Source organism: Candidatus Merdisoma sp. JLR.KK006, assembly GCF_036941035.1.
GTDB lineage: Bacteria > Bacillota > Clostridia > Lachnospirales > Lachnospiraceae > Laedolimicola.
In genome coordinates, this window is sequence record NZ_JAYMNS010000009.1 from 87,703 (window position 1) to 101,532 (window position 13,830).

13 protein-coding genes are annotated in these 13,830 nt (G+C 47.2%); 6 read left to right on the plus strand and 7 right to left on the minus strand.

From position 1 onward, the window contains the following. The first annotated feature begins 71 nt into the window (after positions 1-71). Genes VSQ61_RS09530 through VSQ61_RS09540 form a run of 3 tightly spaced genes read left to right on the plus strand, consistent with a single transcriptional unit; the run spans position 72 to position 4,047 of the window. Positions 72-1,907 (plus strand): sensor histidine kinase family protein, encoded by a 1,836-nt coding sequence (locus VSQ61_RS09530; protein ID WP_334344204.1) that lies wholly within the window; start codon positions 72-74, stop codon positions 1,905-1,907. Beyond that, positions 1,882-3,084 carry a response regulator gene (locus VSQ61_RS09535; RefSeq protein WP_334344205.1) on the plus strand — a complete coding sequence of 401 codons (1,203 nt, stop codon included), beginning with the start codon at positions 1,882-1,884 and terminating at the stop codon, positions 3,082-3,084. Before VSQ61_RS09530 ends, VSQ61_RS09535 begins: the two co-directional genes overlap by 26 nt. 12 nt (positions 3,085-3,096) lie before the next feature. After that, on the plus strand, positions 3,097-4,047 hold the full coding sequence (locus tag VSQ61_RS09540; RefSeq protein WP_334344206.1) for a substrate-binding domain-containing protein: 951 nt from the start codon (positions 3,097-3,099) through the stop codon (positions 4,045-4,047). Here VSQ61_RS09540 and VSQ61_RS09545 read toward each other — a convergent pair. Continuing rightward, complete coding sequence (locus VSQ61_RS09545; RefSeq protein ID WP_334344207.1) at positions 4,001-6,106, minus strand: hybrid sensor histidine kinase/response regulator; 2,106 nt, start codon at positions 6,104-6,106, stop codon at positions 4,001-4,003. The genes VSQ61_RS09540 and VSQ61_RS09545 overlap by 47 nt on opposite strands. 218 nt (positions 6,107-6,324) lie before the next feature. On the opposite strand from VSQ61_RS09545, the gene VSQ61_RS09550 reads away from it, so the two are divergent. Further along, complete coding sequence (locus VSQ61_RS09550) at positions 6,325-6,963, plus strand: cobalamin B12-binding domain-containing protein (protein ID WP_334344208.1); 639 nt, start codon at positions 6,325-6,327, stop codon at positions 6,961-6,963. 46 nt (positions 6,964-7,009) lie between these two features. Further along, positions 7,010-7,591 carry a YdcF family protein gene (locus tag VSQ61_RS09555; protein WP_334344209.1) on the plus strand — a complete coding sequence of 194 codons (582 nt, stop codon included), beginning with the start codon at positions 7,010-7,012 and terminating at the stop codon, positions 7,589-7,591. A gap of 94 nt (positions 7,592-7,685) precedes the next feature. Here VSQ61_RS09555 and VSQ61_RS09560 read toward each other — a convergent pair whose 3' ends face one another. From VSQ61_RS09560 to VSQ61_RS09580, 5 genes are all read right to left on the minus strand, one after another. Beyond that, on the minus strand, positions 7,686-8,558 hold the full coding sequence (locus VSQ61_RS09560) for a hypothetical protein (protein WP_334344210.1): 873 nt from the start codon (positions 8,556-8,558) through the stop codon (positions 7,686-7,688). Between the two features lie 237 nt (positions 8,559-8,795). Then, a complete protein-coding gene (locus VSQ61_RS09565) occupies positions 8,796-9,104 on the minus strand; it encodes an AzlD domain-containing protein (RefSeq protein ID WP_334344211.1) in 309 nt (102 codons plus the stop codon). Next, entirely contained in the window at positions 9,101-9,817 is a 717-nt protein-coding gene (locus VSQ61_RS09570) for an AzlC family ABC transporter permease (protein ID WP_334344246.1), read from the minus strand. The genes VSQ61_RS09565 and VSQ61_RS09570 overlap by 4 nt, the downstream gene beginning before the upstream one ends. An 89-nt stretch (positions 9,818-9,906) precedes the next feature. Next, positions 9,907-10,872 carry a fructosamine kinase family protein gene (locus VSQ61_RS09575; RefSeq protein WP_334344212.1) on the minus strand — a complete coding sequence of 322 codons (966 nt, stop codon included), beginning with the start codon at positions 10,870-10,872 and terminating at the stop codon, positions 9,907-9,909. A gap of 130 nt (positions 10,873-11,002) precedes the next feature. Then, positions 11,003-11,515 carry a hypothetical protein gene (locus VSQ61_RS09580; RefSeq protein WP_334344213.1) on the minus strand — a complete coding sequence of 171 codons (513 nt, stop codon included), beginning with the start codon at positions 11,513-11,515 and terminating at the stop codon, positions 11,003-11,005. A 480-nt stretch (positions 11,516-11,995) separates the two neighbouring features. On the opposite strand from VSQ61_RS09580, the gene VSQ61_RS09585 reads away from it, so the two are divergent. Beyond that, complete coding sequence (locus VSQ61_RS09585) at positions 11,996-12,280, plus strand: PfkB family carbohydrate kinase (protein ID WP_334344214.1); 285 nt, start codon at positions 11,996-11,998, stop codon at positions 12,278-12,280. 22 nt (positions 12,281-12,302) lie between these two features. Here the strand turns inward: VSQ61_RS09585 and VSQ61_RS09590 are convergent, their stop codons facing one another. Beyond that, entirely contained in the window at positions 12,303-13,814 is a 1,512-nt protein-coding gene (locus VSQ61_RS09590) for a recombinase family protein (RefSeq protein ID WP_334344215.1), read from the minus strand. Positions 13,815-13,830 lie beyond the last annotated feature (16 nt).

Sequence of the window (13,830 nt, forward strand, 5' to 3'; positions counted from 1 at the left end):
TTTTCCATAAGTTTTTTAGTATAATAATGGTACGCATTTTAGAAAACAAAAGCATAACAGGGCAGGTGCTTATGAAAAACATACAGGAATTGCTTTTTACAAAAAATTTAAGGCGCTCCTTTTTAGCCTTTACCTTTACAGCGGTTATTTCCGTGACTCTCGTGCTGACCATGGCCGGCAGCAGGATCTATATTGACTCCATAGAAGAGCACGCTTATGCCAGTACTGCCGAGATGCAGAATCAGGTGCAGAAATCCGTGGATCTAAAGCTGGAGGACATTGAGAAGACCTTAAAGCTTTTGGGAGAAAGCAGAGAGGTTCAGGGTTATCTTACGGTAGACGAGGAGCGGGAGCAGGGAAAAAGGGTGGAGCTGGAAACATCTGTCCGTAACCTTTTGCTGGAATACTCTGCGGTCCATAAGGATTATCTGAATATTGTACTGGCCAGCAGCAGGGGCCATTATCTTTCCAATGATTCTTACCGGATCCAGAAGCAGGATTTGAGTGAGGAGGGATGGTATCAGGATGCGGTCAGGGCAGAGGGCAAGCCGGTTGTAATCAGCTCATCCATAGGGCGGAATCTGCAGGACTGGAGGAACTACAGCTCGGACAGCTATGTTTCTGTGGCTCAGGGCATCTATGGGAAAGAAAGCCGGGAGCTTATAGGTGTGGTTCTGATTGATCTGGACAAGCTGAGTATTCAGGGTTTAGTAGGGGATATTACATTGGGCCAGACCGGTTTTGTCTTTATTATGGACAGCAAAGGGAATGTGCTGTATACTCCGGAGAATAAGGTGGTATACCGGATCAATCCGGCATGGTTTCAGGGAGCAGGCAGCGGAAGCTTTAAATGCCGGATTCAGGAGGGGGAGTACCGGATCATTTATAATCAGTCGGATTATACCAGATTGACCACAGTTGGGCTCTATGATATGGGAAAAACCATTGAGGGAGTTTCCAGAGTGCAGCGTGTGTCCTTTCTTTTGGCGATTATCTGCTGTGCGGCGGCCCTGGCATGGTCCGCATTCTTTTCCAAAACCATTACCACGCCCATATCCAACCTTTCCCGGCTGATGAAACGGGCTCAGACCGGGGATTTGTCCGTGCGGTTTGATAACCATTACCAGGGGGAGATCGGGCAGTTAGGGGATAGCTTCAACTCTATGGTGGACAAGATCAATGAGCTTTTGCAGCTCGTTTATGCGGAACAGAAGCAAAAGCGGGAGGCGGAGATGAAGATTCTTCGGGAGCAGATTAAGCCCCATTTTCTGTATAATACCCTGGACAGCATTCAGTGGATGGCAAAAAGATATCAGGCTACGGATATTGTGGAGACGGTTCGGGCCCTCTCGAATTTTTTCCGCATCAGCTTAAGCAGCGGAAAAGAATATATTACACTTCGGGAGGAAATGACTCTGGTTCTCAGTTATCTGGATGTGCAGAAGTTCCGGTATGAGGATTTGTTTGAATATGAGCCGGTCTTTGACGAACAGCTGCTTGACTGCATGGTGCCCCGTCTGATTTTACAGCCCCTGGTGGAAAATGCCCTGTATCATGGGATAAAGGAATCTGACCGGGAGCGCGGAAATATTCGAATCTGCGCCTGCCGGGAAAAGGGAGATCGGCTTCTTATTTCTGTGGCGGATGACGGAGCGGGAATGAGTCGGGAGGAATGCGAACAAATGAATGGACTTCTTCGTATGGAAGAGCGTCCGGAGGAAATTCGAGCCTTTGGAGTATTGAATGTTCATGATCGAATTCGCTTTTCCTATGGAGAGTCTTACGGCCTTTTTTATCGTCCGAGGACAGAGGGAGGAACGGTTGCGGAGATAAGGCTTCCGCTGAATAGCCGGTATATCAGGGATATGGAGGGAAAAAGAAATGTGGAAGATAGTAATTGCCGATGATGAGCCGAAGATTCGCCAGGGACTTCGGGAGCTGGTGGAAAGCTTTGAGCTTCCTCTAAAGGTCTGCGGTGAGGCAAAAAACGGATTGGAAGCCCTGCGGCTTACCCAGGAGGAACGACCGGATATGGTCCTGGTGGATATCTGTATGCCGAAACTCAATGGGTTGCAGCTTCTGGAACGGATTCGGGAGGTGCATCCGGAGTGCCGGACAATCATTGTATCCGGGTACAATGAATTTACTTATGCAAAGGAAGCTTTGACTCTGGGAGTACACAGCTATATTCTGAAGCCTGTGGGAGAGGAAGAGCTTTATGAGGCAATCCGCAGCCTGATAGAAGAACTGAGCAGGGAGCGTGCCAAACAGCGCTTTATTGATTTGGCCAATTATCAGTTGGAACAGCACCGGGAATACCTTCAGGGGGTATTTTTCAACGATTGGATCGAGGGAAGACTCAGCGACAGTGAGCGGGAAGGACAGAAAGAACTGCTGTCTGTGGATATCGGAGAAGAAGCAGCCCTGATTCTGGTATCCACCCAGAACAATCGAACCTTAAGCCTGCGCATGGATGAAAGTCATATTTCTGACAACGTCTATCAATTTGCCCTGAAAAATATTCTGGGGGAGCTTTTGGAAAAATATGGTCCGGTCTATCTTTTTATGGATCGCTATCAAAATGTGGCAGGGATTTTTCAGGGAGCAGACCAGGAGCTGAGAAATCTCAGGCGGCATGTGGAAGAAAGTCTGGAACAGATTTTAGGAGGAACCTGCACGATCGTCATTCGAAGCTGCATAGAGGCACTTTTTCCGGAGGTTTACGGGGAGGCTTTGAAAGAGGTGCAGAGGGCGCTGGAATGCCGTCCTGTTGTTACGGAGGCGAAAAGGTACCTTTATGAACATTTTCGGGATCCGGACATTGATCTGAATCTGGTGGCCCGGTCCATCGGCATCAGTCCGGCCTATCTGAGCCGCCTTATGAAGCAGGAGCTGGGGATGCCATTTAAGGACTTTCTCACCAGCCTGCGGATCAATGAGGCCATTGTGCTGATGCGCAGTACCAGCCGCTCTATTAATGAGATTGCGGATATGGTAGGGTATAAGAGCCAGCATTATTTTTCCACGGCATTTAAGAACAGTATGGGGATTTCTCCGTCGGAGCATCGGAAAAATATTGTTTAAGAGGGAGACATTATGGGGAAGAAGCTTAAGATTCTCTGCCTGAGCCTTCTGCTGTGCATGATGGGAGGCTGTAAAGAGAAGGAGATTATACAGGAAAATGAGTACGAATATCTGATTGGGGTCAGCCTGTCCAATGTGATGGAGCCATGGCTCAGCCACACCATAGACAGCATGGAAGAGGAGCATCTGTCAGACAGCCGGGTGAATATTATCTTCAAGGATGCTGCCGGCAGTCAGGAAAAACAGCTGCAGGATATTGACCAACTGATGGAATGCGGCGTGGATCTGCTGATTGCGGCGCCGGGGGATTCCTTGTCTCTTAAGGAGAAGCTGAAGGAGATTAGCCGTGAGATTCCTGTGGTGGTGATGGGGATCGATCCGGGAACGGAAAGCTACACTGCTTTTATTGAATTTAATGATTATGAGATTGGCCGTCTGGCCGGTTCTTATATTTTGGAGGAGCGGTATCGCCGGGGAAATCAGATCGTAGTGCTTACAGGACCATCAAGCTCAACTATTTCCGCCAGGCGCTTGCAGGGCTTTCAGGATGCGGTTGCGGGAAGAATTGGGGAGGATCAGATTCATTATCTGAATGGGGAATGGCTTAGGGATAAGGCAGAAAACCGGATGAAGGATTATCTGGTGGTGAGCCAGAAGGCCGATGTAGTCTTTGCATTTAATGATGAAATGGCTTATGGGGCTTATCTGGCTCAGAATCAATACCGGGTAACGGGAACCTGTTTTCTGGGAGTAGATGGTTATAACGGGAATCTGGGAGGACTCGACTTAGTGGAACGCGGAATCCTGGATGCTACCATTCGCTGCTCGGAGATTGGCCGTCTGGCCTACGAGACTGCTGTCCGAATTCTGGATGGGGAGGAAGTGGAAAAGCATCTGGTTATTGAACCAGAGCTGATTACGAAATCATATTCACCATCAATTCCAGAAGGTGATCCACATTAAGGGGCTTGGGCAAATGGGCGTTCATGCCGCTCTTTCTTGATCTGCGCCGATCCTCATCGAAGGAATTGGCGGACACAGCTATAATGGGAATGCCGCAGAGGCGGGGATCCGTTTGGCTCCGAATGATTTGAGCTGTCTCATAGCCATTCATAACCGGCATCTGAATGTCCATCAAAACCAATCCATAGCTTTCGGGATCAGCCTGAAGGAGCTTTATGGCAACCTGACCATCTTCGGCAGTTTCTACCAGAAAGCCCAGATCTTCTAATAGTTCGGATTCCAGTTCCAGATTCAGTCCGTTGTCATCAACAAGAAGTATTTTACGTCCGGCCATACGGCTTACTACAAGCTTTTCAACATCCTCAGGCTGAAAGGAGTTTTGCGTTTGAATACGCAGATTGAATGAGACGGTAAATCGGCTGCCCTTTCCGGGAGTGCTCTCTGCTTCAACGGTGCCATCCATAATCTCGGCCAGACGTTTCACGATGGTCAGGCCAAGTCCGGTACCATGGAAACCGCTGAAGGTAGTATTTCGAACTCGTTCAAAGGGTTCAAAAATACGCTCCAAATATTCGGGTTCAATTCCGATGCCGTTATCCTCTATGCGGAATTGGTAGGAAGCATAGTTATTGGAAGGAGCCTTTTCTTCTAATATAGCAATGCGTACCTGACCGCCGTTTTGTGTGTACTTTACGGCGTTGCTTCCAAGACATAGGAGTATTTGTTTTAGTTTCTCCGGATCACTGTATGCATAAGGATGCTGAAGACGGGAGAAATCAACAAGGAGGGTGAGCTGCTTTTTTTCTGCCTGCGGGAGCAGAGAGCTTTGGACTTCTTTTATAAGATCCGGAAGATAGCAGGCAGTTTCTTCTGTCTGAAAGGTTCCGGATTCCATTCGGGATATTTCCAGAATATCATTGATGAGGGACAAAAGCTGTTCACTGGAAGAGTGAATTTTGTTTATATACTCGGTGAGCTTTTCCGGCTCCCGCATGTGATTTTTGGCAAGGGTAATAAAGCCTGTAATGGCATTTAAGGGTGTGCGTATGTCATGGGACATGTTTGCGAGAAATGTATTTTTAGCAATGTTGGCAAGATTAGCCTGATTCAGGGCATCTTCATATAACTTCTTCTGTTCCATCTCAAAGCGAATCTCATCATCAACCCGCCGGAAACCCAAAACAATCCGGGATGGAGAAACCTGGTTCCCTACATCGACGATGCGAAGCTGAAGGTACAAAAGTTCGTTCTGTTCCACAGCACGATAATTCACATAGTATGTTTTGGAGGAAGCAAGCTTTCTCTGAATCCGAGGGGGATCCAAAGCTTGGGTAATAAGCTCTCGATCTTCCGGATATACCCAGGTATTTATATAGTCGGAACAAAATTGAAGGTAAGAGGAAAGGGAACCTTCCAAGTCAAACTGCTGCATGGTCCGGCTGCTCAGACGGTAGGGCAGAAGCTTGTCTGTATTCAGATCGATATAAAGAATCGTTTCGTAGTTGCAGCTGAGGCCCTCAATGATCTCCAAACGCTGCTGCTGTTCTTCTGTCTGTTTTTTTCTTTTTTCAGTGGCATCCCCTGCAAATACATAAAAAATATCCCCGGTAAGCTCACTGTGAACAAAATGTCCATAATCTTCTACCCAGCGGATCTGTCCGCCTTTCTGAATAATCCTGTATTCTACATAATCCAGATCATATTGATTCTCCGCAATCTGCTCCCGGATACTGTTCTCGACAGCCTCCAGATCCTCCGGGTGTACAATGCCCCGAAAGGAGTTTCCGGTCAGAGTGCGGAATTCCTCTATGTTATCACAGTTAAAGAGACGGAGCATGGCATTGTTGGCATAGAGGATGTCTTCATTTCCGTCGGCTCGATAAATAAAGAAACCTCCCGGCATCTCGTTCATAAAAGCTCTTAACTCCAGAGCAGTTTGAAGAAAGTCATTGTCTGAAAGAGAGGAAGCTTTCTCATGGCCGGAATTTTGTTCCGAAATATATAATGCAGACAAAATATGTCCAATCAGATTGTGTTCAGCTTCTCTTTGTCTGTTCATGCAGTTTCCTCCCTGAAATTCAATTTATATCCGGCATAGATTATATTCTCATATATTATAGCACGATTTTGGCGAATTGAAAATGAAAAAAGGATTAATTTAATACTGCAACGTATAGAATTATTACTGTTTACAGTAACATAGAATTATTACTTGATCTTATTTTAGGTTCTCAATATAATACCTGTATAGAAATATGAAAAAGGAATAAAAATAAGATGACAAAGATAGAAGAGATTGCAGCGGCAATTGAAGAGGGGAAAGTGAAGCTTGTGATGCCTTTGATTCAGGAGGCGCTTCATGCAGGCGATTCCCCAAATGAGATTCTTAATAGAGGAATGATTGATGCTCTTGGAAATGTGGGAGAGAAGTACCGGAGGGGAGAAATCTTTGTTCCGGAGATGATTCTTGCAGCTCGGGCAATGAAGAAAGGCGTGGAGGTATTGAAGCCTTACCTTGCATCGGAGCATCCGATGATTTTGGGGAAGGTTATTATCGGAACAGTGGCTGGAGATCTTCATGATATCGGAAAAAATCTGGTGAGCATGATGCTGGAAAATGCAGGCTTTGAGGTGGTGGATCTGGGAATTGATGTATCTACTCAGAAGTTTATTGATGCAGTTAAAAAGCATCCGGATGCGTCCATTGTAGCGCTGTCAGCACTTCTGACTACAACCTTGCCCGCTATGCGTGAGACGGTTCACGGACTGAACGGACAGGCATTTCGGGATCGGATTCAGATTATTGTGGGGGGGACTCCGGTGAATGAGGATTTTGCAAAGGAGATTGGGGCAGATGGATATAGCTCTAATGCGGCAGAGGCTGTGGTTTTGGTGAAAAGACTCATAGGCGCTTAATGGGATTGTGTGTGTTTGCATTGGAACAGAGGACAAGGAGAGAGCCATGAAATTTATACAGGATATTACAGATTTTATTTTTGTAGAGCACCGGCCTCAGAAAGCGGACATTATTTTTGTTCCGGGAGGCAATCAGGGGGCCATTGCCGTGAAAGCGGCAATGCTCTTTCGAGAAGGATATGCCCCGCTGATTTTGCCGTCAGGACGTTTCAGTAAGCCGGTAGGTCATTGTATGATTCCCGGTTATGAGACAGAGTGGGAATTTTTGCGGGATATTTTGACGGAACAAGGAGTTCCTGGGGAGGCTGTACTGGAAGAGAAGAGGGCGACCTTTACTTATGAAAATGCGATTTATTCCCGCCAGGTGACGGATGCGGCGGGGCTTACCATAGAACGGGCAATCCTCTGTCCCCAGGCATGCCATGCCAGAAGAGCTCTTTTATATTATGAGATTCTGTATCCGGATACAGAATTTATTGTGTGTCCTGCTGTAACCAGGGGAATCAGCCGGGATAATTGGTTTCTGGAGGATGAAAAAATTGATATTGTTTTGGGAGAGCTGGAACGGTGCGGGAGCCAGTTTCATGAGATTTTGAGGGAATATGGGAAGAAAAAGAGGGGGATTTGAAGAGAGGACAGGGGGTTAGGACGGACACTGCCGAGTAAGAAGAATTGCTCTTACTCGGCAGTCGGTATTCCAAAGGACTTTTGGACACTTTGTTTTAATCTACGGTTACGTCCAGCTTTTGGGATGGCATAGGGATATCCGGTTTTGCGGATGCCTGTGCTTCACGATAGGCAGCCTGGGCTTTGGCACGTTTTACTTTCAGGGCTTCCGGTGAGGATTCGGCTTCTTGCCGTGTTATTTCCCGATGGTTTAGAACAGCCCTGGCTTTTTCATCTTCCATATCAGATTCATCTGGAATCTCTTTTGAAGCATCTTCTGTGCCGGATGTTTCCTCCGGATCCTTTTCTTTATCGGTTTTTGCGGGATCTTCAATGCCCATTTCGGCCTTCTTAGCTTCCTCAAGTTCCTTTTCAGCTTTCTGCTTTTCTGCCTCGGTGGGCAGCTTGGCATATTTGCCGCTTTCTACAAATTCCTGGGTGCTTTGCTGCAGGGCCATGTTTTTTCGGTGCTCATTCCAAACCAGTTCCAATTTTTTGCTTTCAGGGATGTTGGGATTGTTTTTAATCTCGTTTACTGTGTTCAGAGAAGTGGCGGCATGAGCCATTTTTACACGCTGTACTTCTTCTTTGGTCTTGCAGCGCTTTAATTCCTGCTCATATTGCTTTTGCTCCGTCTCTGTAGCTTTTACACGCTGATAAGTCTGGGGATCATGGTCCCTTAGATATTCCATCTCTTCAGCCGTCAGCTTCTGGCCGCTGTTCAGCTTTAGCTCGATCTGGGCGGTCATTTTGGTGGTGCCGTCCTGATTGGCCTTTCGTATCTCTTCAGCCTGCTGCTTTACAGAATCGGCTATTGTGGTGGCGCCGTCGGCGGTAAAGTCGCCAGATGCCTTTTTCTTCTGCCATTTCATCTGCATTTCCATGTTTTTGGTGTAGGTGTTTAATGATTGGACTGTAAAGAAATTCACAGAAATCCCTCCTCTATGTATCCTTTATCGGACAAAGCCTGTTCACCCTGAAGTTGTGTGTCAGGGTGTGTTCATAGGGCCTGAATCACCAGGAATGTTTGAGTTTTGGTAATTATGTCTATATAAAATTTATCGGCGGCTTTGGGGAAAAGTTAATTTTTATCATACATATTTTTAACATAATTATTGTATTTGCCAACAGCCAGCCTGCAAGAAAACAGACTGGCTGCTGGAGAATTAGACAAGAAACAATTCCAACACAAAAACCATCAGACAAGCGCAAACAGATACCTGCAAAAGACTCTTTCCTTTCCATGCCAGCACAATGCCGGTAATCAATGCAGCCCAAGCCGACCAGATACTTCCGGTTTCTGACAAAATAGCCGGAAAGGTCATCACAGCCAAAGTTACATAAGGCACATAGTAAAGAAAGGAACGAATAAAACGATTCGTTATTTCCTTCCTTATAAGTACTAAGGGAAGCATCCGGATGGTATAGGTAACAGCGGCCATCACCAGGATATAAAGATAAATATTGTGTGTCATACTGCTTGTTCCTCCTTTACAGGAAATAAAACTGCAGCCCCTCCGGCAAGCAGTACTGTCAACAGAATGGTTCGTGTACCGGTAGAGAGTGTGGATATGAGGGGCAGCTTGGTAAAAGCGAAGCTTACGGCCATGGAAATGAGAATCACCACTGCCAGAATCCGGCTTTTTCTTGCAGGGGGAATAATCACAGCCAGAAACATACCGTATAGCCCCACGCTCAAAGCCCGAACCATATTCACGGGAAGCAGATTACCCATAAGAACACCCAGATAAGTACCTGAGGCCCAGCCCGGAGCGGCAATGGCAATCAGTCCATAAGTATAGAAGGGATTTAATTTTCCCGGAACACTCATGGAGACTCCGAAGATCTCGTCTGTTACATCAAAGCTGACCAAAAGCCGATGAAAAACAGACGTTTCCGGAGCCAGCTTCTGGCTCATGGCGCAGGACATAAGCAGATACCGGGCATTGGCTACCAACTCCATGACAGCCAATTCCAGATACCCGGCTCCTGCGGCAATCAGAGTAAAGCCGGCAAACTGCCCTGCAGATGCATTGTTGGTCAGACTGGTGATCATGGCCTGAAACGGGGTAAAGCCGGCATTTTTAGCGGCGATTCCAAGGGTGAAGGATACAGCCAAGTATCCCAAAGAAATAGGGATGCCATCCCGCAGCCCTTTTAAAAACCAAGTTCGATTATCGTTTTTCATCATAAATACTCCTCATATGTAATCACAATCTCTATTTTAGCGCTCTTATGACCAGCTGTCCAGAGGATTGCGTTAAAGTTCCCTGGTTTTTATATATACCCGTTCAAAATTTCCGCAACACTTCCCAAATATGATCTGCCAAACAGATTCAAATGATTCAGAAGGTGATATAAGTGATACAGATCTTTCCGCTCCTCGTACCCTTTATCAATAGGATTGATTTCCTGATAAGCGGAGTAAAATGGGGAAGGAAAGCTTCCGAAAAGCTGCGTCATAGCCAGATCCGTTTCAAAATCTCCTACATAGGCGGCAGGATCCAGAATCCATGCTTTTCCGTCTGGTCCGCACAGCACATTTCCGCTCCACAGATCACCATGAAGCAGAGAGGGAAATTCCGGTTCTCTTAAATAGGAATCGAGATGATCAAGAAGATACGTTATCTTTCTTTGCAGCTGGGAATCCAGATAATGTTCCGCCATTTTTATCTGGGGCGTCAGGCGGCATTCCCGATAAAAGTCGATCCAGGACGCCATAGGGCGATTTTTCTGCGGATTGGCCCCAATAAAATTGTCCTCTTCGAAGCCGTATCTTAACAGAGGCTGTCCGTCTGTCCCACGGAAGTATGAATGCCTGTACTTGTCTGTTTGTGGTTCCTCTGCCCGGAAGAGGGTAGCTCTGTGTAAATTTGCAAGTTCATGGCCGAAGGTTTCCCAATAATTGCGGATGCGGGGGATGCTTTCGAGCCATTCTAACAGCAGAAAGGAGAATCCTTGCTGCTCATCAATTCCCATTCCCAGCACCTTGGGAACGCCAATGGTCCCTGCTGCTTTCAGAGCCGTGAGCCCGTGAGCTTCTGTGATAAAAAAGTTCAAATTCCGTATGGAATTTGTCTTTACAAAAACGGTTTCTCCAATAGAAAGACTGATTCGGCAGGCATCATTAATATCGCCGCCGTGGACACGCTCGGTTTTAATCTTCTCAGCATCCTTTCCATAAACAGAATGGATAGCCTCTTCCAGAGAATGATATTGAATTTGGAAAGTTTCATTTATCATTCGATAACCCTCTTGAGATTTTTGATTTTATATTACTATATCCTGTGTTTTGATACAAGAAGTTCGGAACTCTCTCTTTTCTGTCCCCTTAGACATTACCAAAGAGGGGAAGCAGCAATGAAAGCAAGGCCTAACGGTGGTGACGGCCTCCGTGATGTCCTCCGCCGTGATGACCGTAATTGCCGCTGCTGTTACTCTGATTCACAGTTCCGTAACAGCTGCCCCCATTTTGACAGACGCCGTTTATATCACAGCTTCCATTCTGAATACAGGTTCCGTTCTGATAACAGGGAGCATTGGTGCAGGGTGAGCCGCTGCAAATGCCTCCGTTCTGACAGACACCGTTCACATCACAGAGATTGTTGCCTGTGCAATAGCCGTTTTCATAGCAGGCGGCAAAAGCCGGTGCTGTATCCGGTGACTGAGCCGATATGGCTTCCGGCGCTGCCGGTGCGGCACCTGCTGCATCGGTATTATCTGCTGTATCAGAGGCTTGGCTTCTGCCCGCCGTGTAGGAAGACATATGAGTGCTCTTTGCACGTCTAGTATGATGGCCGGAATGAGCCAGAGCCGCATTGGACAGGGAGCCTGCCAGAGCAAGTGCCATTGTCAGAGATAACATGATTTTTAAGCATCTTTTCATTGTTGATAACCTCCTGGTTTGGTTTTGCAATATCCTTACAGCTTTACAATAGGAATCCGAGTTTGCATTTCATGCATAATATGCTTGAAGGAATAGGAGCCTTTCACGGAATACGTGTTTCTTTTTATCCCGCCTGGGATATTGCGTGCCTGAACCGTGGAAACTATACAGGGATCAGGCTTATATATAGTATAACACAAATCATACGTGATATGGGAACTGAATTGCTGAAAAATCAACATAAAAATGCTGAAAGCAGGAATTTTTGGAAGCTGATAATATTTTTAGAAAAAAACTTTTGAAATAACAGTTGACAATTGTTAAAACTATGGTATTATATAGTTAAAGTTGTTAAAACAACAGATTGACGATTGTTGTTTCAAAAGGATGAAAGTTTCGTGACTTTACCCTTTCATACTGTTGCACAGCAACTTTACCCTTTAGTACCGTTGCGTAGCAACTTAAAAAGGAGGTTTTACCATGATTTACACAGTCACACTGAATCCGGCCCTGGACAAAACGGTTGAGATTCCATCCCTGACCGTAGACAGCGTCAACCGCATCACTGCCATGCGGACCGACCCGGGCGGAAAAGGCATCAACGTGTCCAAGGTTATAAAGAAGCTGGGCGGCGAAAGTACGGCCACAGGCATTCTGGGAGGAGCCACAGGCCGGGCCATATCCTCCGCCTTAGAAGCCATGGGGATCAAAACCGGCTTCTGGTTCGTAGAGGGAACTACGATGGACAAGGGCATAAAAGGATAATGGTCTGACGGTATGCCCACCGTCAGATTTTCCACTCAATTTGCAGCTTCTCGCTGGTGGCGCGAATAACGGTAATCATCAAATCCACCACCTGCTGCTTGTCCTCAAAGCTGACATTCTCCCAATCATCCAGATAATTGGAAATCGTGTCAATCTGCTCCGGGGACACCGCCTCTGTGGTCAGCTTGGCAATCTCGGTGGCAAGGGTCTGGCGGCGGCTGTCCAATTCCTCAATCTTGGCGTTGGCGTAGGAGATCAGCACCGGGGTCGCGCCTGTCAGCGTGTCCAGCAGCTTTTCAATCTCGCTTTCCACCTGGGCCAGCTCCATCTGTTTTGCCGTCAGTTTCGGGCTGGCGGTTCTTTTCTTTTTGCGGCCCGTCAGCGTCTTGTAGTCCTCCAGCTTCTTCACCATCTGCTGGTATACTACCGCCTCTAAATCGCGGAGACGGATTGTACCGCAGCCAGAACAAAACTTGCTGTCAGCGTGTTTCGTACAGCGCAGATAGAGATACCCGCAGGAGTGGGCCGACATCAGAGCATAGCCACATTTGCCGCACTTGATTTTCCCCGCCATCCAGGTGTTGCGGGCTTTCCTGGCCGGTTGATAGGTCTGGTTCGCCATCATCTTCTTGCGAACCCTAAGCCACAAATCAGACGGGATAAAGCCCTCGCTGGGGGCCAGCACCAGCGTCTGGCCTTCCAAGTGCGTGTGCTTATTCTCGGTGCTGTCCTTGCTCCGGTAGTAGTAACATCCGTTTGTCCCTACGAAGTCGGCGGCATCGTTGTAGATGTTCGTCCCTTGGCTCTTGAAAAACTCGTAAATATCCAGGTCAGCCATGGCGTAAATCGGATTACGAAGCATGATGCTGATGGTCGCCCTGGAAAACGGTTTGCCGAAGTATGTCTGCATCCCCTGCTCGGTAAGCTGTCGGGTGATGTCGTGAAGCGACACCTGGGGGTCAATATACATCTCGTACATCTTACGCACGAACGCCGCTTCTGTCGGCTCAATCACCAGCTTCTTGGTATGGATGCCGTCAATGATGATAGGCTCCGTCCGAAATCCATAAGGCGCACGCCCACCCATTTTGAAACCGCGCTGACACCTGGCGTACCATGCGTCCTGCACCCGTTTCTGGATGGTTTCTCGCTCCAACTGTGCGAACACAATGCAGATGTTCAGCATCGCCCGGCCCATCGGTGTGGACGTGTCGAACTTCTCCGTGGAAGAAATAAATTCCACGTTGTACTCCTGGAACAGCGCCATCATGTTTGCGAAGTCCAGAATGGAACGGCTGATGCGGTCGAGTTTGTAAACAACTACCCTGGCAATCAATCCGCGCTTGATGTCCTCCACCAGCATTTGAAACTGGGGCCTGTCCGTATTCTTACCACTGTACCCCTTGTCTTGATACTCCCGGCAGCTTCCACCCCTCAACTCATATTTGCAAAACTCAATCTGACTTTCGATGGAAATGCTGTCCTTCTTGTCGATGGATTGTCTTGCATAAATCGCGTCAATTCGGTTGTTCATTTTGCGCTCCCTTTCT